At 73.9% G+C, this 7691-nt stretch carries 9 protein-coding genes; 5 read left to right on the plus strand and 4 right to left on the minus strand.

The genetic code is table 11. The features are described 5' to 3' along the window. The 5 genes from NH342_RS20860 to NH342_RS20880 all read left to right on the plus strand — a co-directional run. On the plus strand, nt 1-312 hold a 312-nt coding region (locus NH342_RS20860), incomplete at its 5' end, for a response regulator transcription factor (protein ID WP_253017937.1). Beyond that, the gene (locus tag NH342_RS23960) at nt 309-884 is read left to right on the plus strand and encodes a DapH/DapD/GlmU-related protein (protein WP_308200720.1); all 576 of its coding nucleotides are present in this window, start codon (nt 309-311) and stop codon (nt 882-884) included. The genes NH342_RS20860 and NH342_RS23960, both read left to right, overlap by 4 nt. A gap of 4 nt (nt 885-888) precedes the next feature. Then, nucleotides 889-1380, plus strand: coding sequence for a cupin domain-containing protein (locus NH342_RS20870; protein WP_253017939.1), 492 nt, complete (start codon nt 889-891; stop codon nt 1378-1380). Nucleotides 1381-1419: 39 nt separating this feature from the next. Further along, nucleotides 1420-1656 carry a hypothetical protein gene (locus NH342_RS20875; RefSeq protein WP_253017941.1) on the plus strand — a complete coding sequence of 79 codons (237 nt, stop codon included), beginning with the start codon at nt 1420-1422 and terminating at the stop codon, nt 1654-1656. Continuing rightward, nucleotides 1653-2048, plus strand: coding sequence for a type II toxin-antitoxin system VapC family toxin (locus tag NH342_RS20880; RefSeq protein ID WP_253017943.1), 396 nt, complete (start codon nt 1653-1655; stop codon nt 2046-2048). The genes NH342_RS20875 and NH342_RS20880 overlap by 4 nt, the downstream gene beginning before the upstream one ends. Here the strand turns inward: NH342_RS20880 and NH342_RS20885 are convergent, their stop codons facing one another. From NH342_RS20885 to NH342_RS20900, 4 genes are all read right to left on the minus strand, one after another. Next, entirely contained in the window at nt 2049-3827 is a 1779-nt protein-coding gene (locus NH342_RS20885) for a DEAD/DEAH box helicase (protein ID WP_253017945.1), read from the minus strand. It lies immediately after the preceding gene. A 189-nt stretch (nt 3828-4016) separates the two neighbouring features. Then, nucleotides 4017-5702, minus strand: coding sequence for a DNA repair helicase XPB (locus NH342_RS20890; protein WP_253017947.1), 1686 nt, complete (start codon nt 5700-5702; stop codon nt 4017-4019). A gap of 68 nt (nt 5703-5770) precedes the next feature. Next, the gene (locus NH342_RS20895) at nt 5771-7054 is read right to left on the minus strand and encodes a cyclopropane-fatty-acyl-phospholipid synthase family protein (RefSeq protein ID WP_253017948.1); all 1284 of its coding nucleotides are present in this window, start codon (nt 7052-7054) and stop codon (nt 5771-5773) included. Nucleotides 7055-7321: 267 nt separating this feature from the next. Next, nucleotides 7322-7691: WYL domain-containing protein (locus tag NH342_RS20900; RefSeq protein WP_253017949.1), on the minus strand; the 370-nt coding region annotated here is incomplete at its 5' end.

Raw genomic sequence — 7691 nt, forward strand, 5'->3', positions numbered from 1 at the left:
GCGCACGACGTCGCCGCCGCACTCGGGGCGGTCCCGCTGCGCACCCGGGTCGAGGCGCTGGCCCGGCGCGGCCGCCTGGACCTGGGGGTGGGCCAGGCGCGGCCGGCGGGCCCCGCCACCGTGTTCACCCCGCGGGAGGCCGAGGTGCTCGCCCGGGTGGCCCGGGGGTTGACGAACCGACAGATCGGCGCCGAGCTGTTCATCAGCGAGAAGACGGTGTCGGTGCACCTGTCCCGGGTGCTGGCCAAGCTCGGTGCCTCCGGGCGCACCGAGGCGGTCGCGGTGGCCGCCGAGCGGGGTCTGCTGCGGTGAGCCGGGTGCTGACCGCGCCGCTGTGGTGGCTGGTCGAGCGGGCCGAGGCCGGGCCGTACCTGCGCCGGGACGCGCAGCGGTTCGTCGCGTGCCTGCCCCGGCCGGCCTGGGCGGCGCTGTCGCCGCGGGCCCGGTTCGGCCGGCTGGTGGTGCACCACCCCGAGTTCCGCTCGGTGGTGCACTACCGGCTCACCCCGCTGCCGCGGGCACTGCGCTGGTTGCTGCGCCGCGCCTACCCGCCGCTGGCCTCGCTGCACATCGGCTCACCGCACGTCGGTCCCGGGCTCTTCGTCGAGCACGGCTGGTCCACCGTGCTCACCGCCGGGTCGGTGGGCGAGGACTGCTGGGTCAACCAAGGCGTCACGGTCGGGCACACCGGCCGGGGCCAGCCGGTGATCGGCGACCGCGTGCGGCTGGGTGCCGGTGCGGTCGTGGTGGGCCCGGTGCGGATCGGCGACGGGGCCGTGGTGGGCGCCGGGGCCGTGGTGCGCACCGACGTCCCGCCCGGTGCGGTCGTGGTGCCCCCGGAGGCGGTCCGGCTCGACGGGCGGGGGTCGGCAGGGGCAGGGTGACGGCGTGACCGACGACGTCGTCCGCACGCCCAGCGGGGTCCTCGTGCCCGCCTCGATCGACCCCTTCCACCGGGTGCTGCACCACGTGGCGCCGTGCGGACTGGTCGGCGACACCGCGCAGACGTCGGGCATGCGCCGCCGGGAGGCGATCAGCGGCGCCACGGTGGGTGCCCGGAACCTCTGGATGGGCCAGACCCACGTGCCGGGGTCGACGAACTCCGGCAACCACCACCACGGCGCCTCGGAGACCGCGATCTACGTCGTGTCGGGTACCCCGCGGTTCGTGTTCCTGGACGTGGAGGGCGACGAACCGGTCGAGCGGGTGGTGCAGACCGCGCCCGGCGACTACGTCTTCGTGCCGCCGTGGGTGCCGCACCGCGAGGAGAACCCGGACCCCGACACCGAGGCGGTCGTGGTGATCGCCCGGACCACCCAGGAGGCCGTCGTCGTCAACCTCGAGGGCCTGGACTGGTCCGCGGTCCGCATCCCCGGCTGAGTGCATGCATTCTGCAGGCACGAGCGGTAGCCTCGTGGTGTGCCGGTGAACATGTCGATCCGCAACGTGCCCGACGAGGTCCGCGACGTGCTCGCCGCCCGCGCAGCAGCAGCCGGGCAGTCGTTGCAGGAGTACGTGCTGGGTCAACTGGCCGCGCTGGCGTCGAAGCCGACGGACGACGAGCTGTGGGAGCGGATCAGGGCGAGGGTGCAGCGATCGGGCGTGACGATCTCCGCCGAGGAGATCCTGGCGCACCGGGACGCAGACCGGCCGTGACCGTCATCGATTCCTCCGCGGTGGTCGCCCTGCTCACCGACGCCGGAGGTCAGGGGAGCTGGGTGGGCGAGCAGCTGCGAGGCAGACCGAAGCTGGCCCCGGCGGTGATGCGGTTCGAGGTGGCGAATGTGCTCCGTCGCCTGGTGGTGTCGGGTCAGCTCACGAGTGACGACGGGGTGCAGGCACACCGTGACCTCGTCGACCTGCAGGTGACGGAGTGGTCGTTCGAACGGGTCTCCGAGCGGACCACCGAGCTGTGGCCGAACGTGACGGCCTACGACGCGGCGTACGTGGCCATGGCTGAAGCGCTGGACGTACCGTTGCTCACGCTCGACGAACGCCTGTCCCGGGCGGCAGGGCCGCAGTGTGCTTTCCTGCTCCCGCCGAGCTGATCAGAGCATTGTGCGCAGGCGCTCCCGGCGCATGCGCAGGACGTCGACCGAGGCGCTCGCCGACGGCGGCCCGGGCACGGACTGCCGCAGCTGGGTGTGCACCACCGCGTGCGGGGTGGAGGTCTTGGCCGACACCCGGGACACCAGGCGGTTGATCTCGCGGCGGAGCTCGGCGGCGTCGCGCCAGCCGTTGGTCTCGTGCTCGTCGGGGTGGTCCTCGACCAGCATGGGGTCACCGTCGTCGTGCTTGTGGCTGGCCGCGATCCGCAGCCGCAGGTCGTCGTCCCGCTTGGCCAGCAGCTCGGCGGTCTGCTCGGGGGTGAGCAGGCCGGGAATGCCGACGAACTCCTCGTCCTCGGCGGCCAGCGCCGGCCGGTTGCCGGCGCCGGTGTGCGCGGTGCCGCCGTGCAGGACGTGGGCGAACCGGGCGTCGGCCTCGAGCATCTCGTGCTGGGACAGCGCGCCCTCCCGCGGCTCGCGGGGCGGCAGGTCGAGCTCCTCGAGGTCCTCCTCCGTCCTCCGCGGCGGCGGCATGACGTGGTTGCGCTGCTCCTCCATCGACGCGGCCAGCGCGAGCAGCGGCCGGACGGCGGGCAGGAAGACGGTCGCGGACTCCTGCGGGTCGCGGGCGCGCACCACGCGGCCGACGGCCTGGGCGAAGAACAGCGGGGTCCGGTAGGAGGTCATCCAGGCCAGGACGGCGGCGCGGGGGATGTCGACGCCCTCGGAGACCATGCGCACGCAGACCGCGATGCGGGCCGAGCCGGTGGCGAACCGCTCGATCTTCTTCGACGCCTTCGGGTCGTCGGAGAGGATCAGCTCGGGGGCCTTGCCGGTGATCCGGCGGACGATGCGGGCGTAGGCGCGGGCGTCGTCCTGGTCGGAGGCGAGCACCAGGCCGGCGGCGTCGGGCATGCCGTGCTCGCGCAGGTGGGTGATCCGCTCGTCCATCGCGGCGATCACGTGCGGCACCCACTGGCCCTTGGGGTCCAGCACGGTGCGCCAGGCAGCCATCTCCACGCTCTTGGTGCCGGCCTCGGTGAGGGAGGCGGCGACCACCTCGCCGGCGGAGTTCCGCCAGCGCGCCGTGCCGGTGTAGGCGGCGAACACCACGGGCCGGACGACGCTGTCGGCCAGCGCCTCCTTGTAGCCGTAGGTGTAGTCCGCCCGCGACGCCAGGCCGGTGAGGCGCTCACCCTGTCCTTCCCCCGGGAAGTCCACCTCGAAGGTGTCCTCCTCGTACCGCACGAAGGGGATGCGCTCGTCGACCTTGGTGCGGAACGGGGTCCCGGTGAGGCACAGCCGACGGGCGACCATGCCGAACGCGTCGGCCACCGCCTCGCCCCAGGACAGGCCGTCGCCGGCGTGGTGGATCTCGTCGAGGATGACCAGCGACTTCACCGCGGTGGCCCGCGCGGCGTGCAGCATCGGCTTGCCGGCGACCTGGGCGTAGGTGGTCACGTAGCCCTGGGTGCCGGCGCGGACCGGGCCGACGGCGTTGGTCAGGCCGGGGTCGAGCACGATGCCGGCGCGGTCGGCGGCGTCGGCCCACTGCAGCCGCAGGTGGTCGGTAGGGGCGACGACGACGACGCGGGCGACCTCGCGGCGGGCCAGCAGCCGGGCGGCCAGGGTGAGGGCGAAGGTGGTCTTGCCGGCACCCGGGGTCGCGGTGACCAGGAAGTCCTTGGGGGAGGTCTCCTCGTAGTGCTCCAGCGCCTCCTGCTGCCACGCGCGGAGGGGGCGTGCGCCGGCGGCGTACATCGGTGCGGGGGAGGCCATGGCGTCGTCCATCGTCGCCCACGCGGAGGCGACACGCCCAGCCCGGGTCCCCCTTCGCGTGCCGCCGTATGTCGTGTAGTGGACCTGTACGCACCGCCCTGACCTGCGGCGATGCTGTTGATCTCCGCGCAGGTGTGGCTCAGGTCTCGCCCACGCCGGACCGTTCCGTCCCACCCGCCCCGCGTGCCGTCAGTCGGTGGCGTCGTCCACCCAGTCGGGGCCGCCCACCTCGCCGCGACCGGCGAGGTCGGCGGCGTCGACGATCGTGTACGCGTAGCCCTGCTCGGCGAGGAAGCGCTGCCGGTGGGCGGCGTACTCGCTGTCGAGGGTGTCGCGGCTGACCACGGTGTAGAAGTGCGCCTGCCGGCCGTCGGCCTTGGGCCGCAGCACCCGGCCCAGCCGCTGCGCCTCCTCCTGCCGCGACCCGAAGGTCCCCGACACCTGGACGGCGACCGCGGCCTCGGGCAGGTCGATGGAGAAGTTGGCGACCTTCGAGACCACCAGCGTGCGGATCTCCCCGGACCGGAACGCGTCGAACAGCTTCTCCCGCTCCCGGTTGGTGGTCGACCCCTGGATGACCGGGGCGTCCAGCGCCCGGCCGAGCTCCTCGAGCTGGTCGAGGTAGGCCCCGATCACCAGCTTCTGCTCCTCGGGGTGGCGGTCGAGCACCCGGCGGATGACCGGCAGCTTCGACGACGCCGTCGCGGCGATCCGGTAGCGCTCCTCGGGCTCGGCGACCGCGTAGGTCATCCGCTCCTCGTCGTCCAGGGACACCCGGACCTCGATGCACTCGGCGGGGGCGATGTAGCCCTGGGCCTCGATGTCGCGCCACGGGGCGTCGTAGCGCTTGGGCCCGATGAGGGAGAAGACGTCGTCCTCGCGGCCGTCCTCGCGCACCAGGGTGGCGGTGAGGCCCAGCCGGCGGCGGGACTGCAGGTCGGCGGTCAGCCGGAAGATGGGCGCGGGCAGCAGGTGCACCTCGTCGTAGACGATCAGGCCCCAGTCCTGGGCGTCGAAGAGGTCCAGGTGCCGGTACTCGCCCTTCCGGCGGGTGGTGATCACCTGGTAGGTGGCAATGGTGACCGGGCGGATCTCCTTGCGCTCCCCGGAGTACTCGCCGATCTCGTCCTCGGTCAGCGTGGTGCGGGCGATGAGCTCCCGCTTCCACTGCCGGCCGGCGACGGTGTTGGTGACCAGGATCAGCGTGGTGGCCTTGGCCTCGGCCATCGCGGCGGCGCCGACCAGGGTCTTGCCGGCCCCGCAGGGCAGCACGACCACGCCGGACCCGCCGGCCCAGAACCCGTCGACGGCGGCCTGCTGGTAGTCGCGCAGGTGCCAGTCGGCCTGGTCGAGCTCGATCGGGTGCGCCTGGCCGTCGACGTAGCCGGCGAGGTCCTCGGCGGGCCAGCCCACCTTCAGCAGCGCCTGCTTGAGCCGGCCGCGCTCGGAGGGGTGCACCACGACGGTGTCCTCGTCGATCTGCGCACCCAGCATCGGGGCGACCTTCTTGCTGCGCGAGACCTCGGTCAGCACGGCCCGGTCGGTCGTGGTGAGCACCAGGCCGTGCACCGGGTTGTTCGACAGGGTGAGCCGGCCGAAGCGGTCCATCGTGTCGGCGACGTCGACCAGCAGGGCGTGCGGCACCGGGTAGCGGCTGTAGCGCACCAGGGCGTCGACGACCTGCTCGGCGTCGTGGCCGGCGGCCCGGGCGTTCCACAGCGCGAGCGGGGTGACCCGGTAGGTGTGCACGTGCTCGGGGCTGCGCTCGAGCTCCGCGAACGGGGCGATCGCGGCCCGGCACTCCTTGCTCTGCGGGTGGTCGACCTCCAGCAGCAGGGTCTTGTCGGACTGCACGATCAGGGGGCCGTCGCTCACGTCACTCCTCCGCGTCGGGTCGTCCAGAAGGTAACGACGGGCACCGACAGGATGCTTCCCGCCGCCGGTCAGACCCAGCCGGTGCGGCGCAGCGGGGGCTGCTCGCCACCGGGCTTGACCGCCAGGACCTGGTCCACACCCATCGCGCCGGACTCGAAGGCCAGCGCGCAGGCGGCCATGTACAGCCGCCACACCCGGGCCCGTCCCTCGGTGCTGGCCGCGACGGCGTCGTCCCAGTGCGCCTCGAGGTTGCGCACCCAGGCGCGCAGGGTGAGCGCGTAGTGCCGGCGCAGCGCCTCGACGTCGACGACCTCCAGCCCGCCGGCCTCGATCGCGGCGACCATCGAGCCCAGGGGCAGCAACTCGCCGTCGGGGAAGACGTAGCGGGCGATGAAGGTGTCCTCGTCCCAGCTGGTGTCCCCTGCGTTCCAGGCGATCGCGTGGTTGAGCAACCGCCCGCCCGGGCGCAGCAGGCCCACCAGCTGGTCGACGTAGGTGCCCAGCCGGGCCCGGCCCACGTGCTCGGCCATGCCGATGGAGCTGATCGCGTCGAAGGGGCCGTCGGCCACCTCGCGGTAGTCCTGCACCCGGATCTCGACCTTGTCGGTGAGCCCGGCCTCGGCCACCCGCTTGCGGGCCAGCGTGGCCTGCTCCTCGGAGATGGTGATGCCCACGACGTCGGCGCCGTGGCGGGATGCCGCGTGGATGGCCATCGAGCCCCAGCCGCAGCCGACGTCCAGCAGCCGGGACCCCTCGGTGAGCCCGAGCTTGCGGCAGACCAGGTCGAGCTTGGCCTCCTGCGCGGCGTCCAGGCCGGTCTCGGGGGAGTCCCACACCGCGCAGCTGTAGACCATGGTCGGCCCGAGGACCATCTCGTAGAACTCGTTGCCGACGTCGTAGTGGTGCGCGATCGCCGCGGCGTCGCGGCGGCGGGTGTGCCGCAGGCCGTGCCGGCCCAGGTCGGCCTCCTCGGCCGGCGGCTCCGGGTCGGTGCCGATCCCGCCGAGGCCCGCGACGACGCGCAGCAGGGCCAGCCGCTCGGTGCCCGACAGCGGCCGCATCGGGCCGGTCTCGGCCAGCCGACCGACCGAGCTCAGCGCGGCGAAGGTGTCGAAGACGTCGTCCTCGATGTCGATGTCCCCGGAGACGTAGGCCCGGCCCAGGCCCAGCTGGCCGGGCGACCAGAGCAGCCGGCGCAGTGCGCGGCGGTTGCGCACCGCCACCACCGGCGCCGCAGGCGGGCCGGCCACCGAGCCGTCCCACCCGCGCAGGCGCACCGGCAACCGGTCGCTGCCGAGCACCGTCCCCAGCACCGTCGCCAACCGGTCCGCGACCGTCCGTCCTCGTGCCATGACCCACCGCCATCATTCGTTGCCTCGACCAACTACCTGCTCAAGCCGGTCGCTGCCCCGCTTGTTCCAGGGTGGACCCGGCCGAGGCCGCCGGCCACCGTCCGGCCGTGCTCCGGACCCGGTCCCGCGCCGCACCTGCCTGGACCGTCGGCGGCCACGGCCAACGGGGTGGCCGCACATCCCCGACGGTGGCCGCAGGTAGCGCTCTGCGCAGACCGTCAGGGGTGTCGGGCGACCTGGGTCGGCCCACCCGGTGCGGGCGGGGGGTCAGGCCTCGTCGACCAGGTCGACGGAGGTGATGCGGTGGACGGCGAAGGTGCGCTGCTCGCCCTTGCCCTCGTCGAACCCGGACAGGAAGCCCCCTCCCAGGGTCAGCGGCTGCACCGTGCGCCGGCTGCCCGAGCCCTGGGCGTCGACGTAGCCCAGCCAGACCGGCAGCTGCTCGCGCACCGCCCGCGACAGCAGCTCCAGCGTGCTCGCCGTCGTCACGCCCGGGACCTGCCGGGCCGGGTCGGTGCGCCGGGCGGCCAGCGCGGCGTCCCCGGCGCGGATCTCCCGCACGGTGGCCTCGACCTCCTCGGGGCCCAGCGGACGCGGCCCGGCCGGGGGCCGGCTGCCCGGGCGCGCGGTGGCCCGG

It is taken from the genome of Klenkia sp. PcliD-1-E (assembly GCF_024124375.1).
Taxonomy (GTDB): Bacteria; Actinomycetota; Actinomycetes; order Mycobacteriales; family Geodermatophilaceae; genus Klenkia.

Excerpts from the sequence above, each read along its gene's own strand:
- NH342_RS20895 (WP_253017948.1), bottom strand. The coding sequence starts at position 7,054 with ATGGCACGAGGACGGACGGTCGCGGACCGGTTGGCGACGGTGCTGGGG.
- NH342_RS20885 (WP_253017945.1), bottom strand. The coding sequence starts at position 3,827 with ATGGCCTCCCCCGCACCGATGTACGCCGCCGGCGCACGCCCCCTCCGC.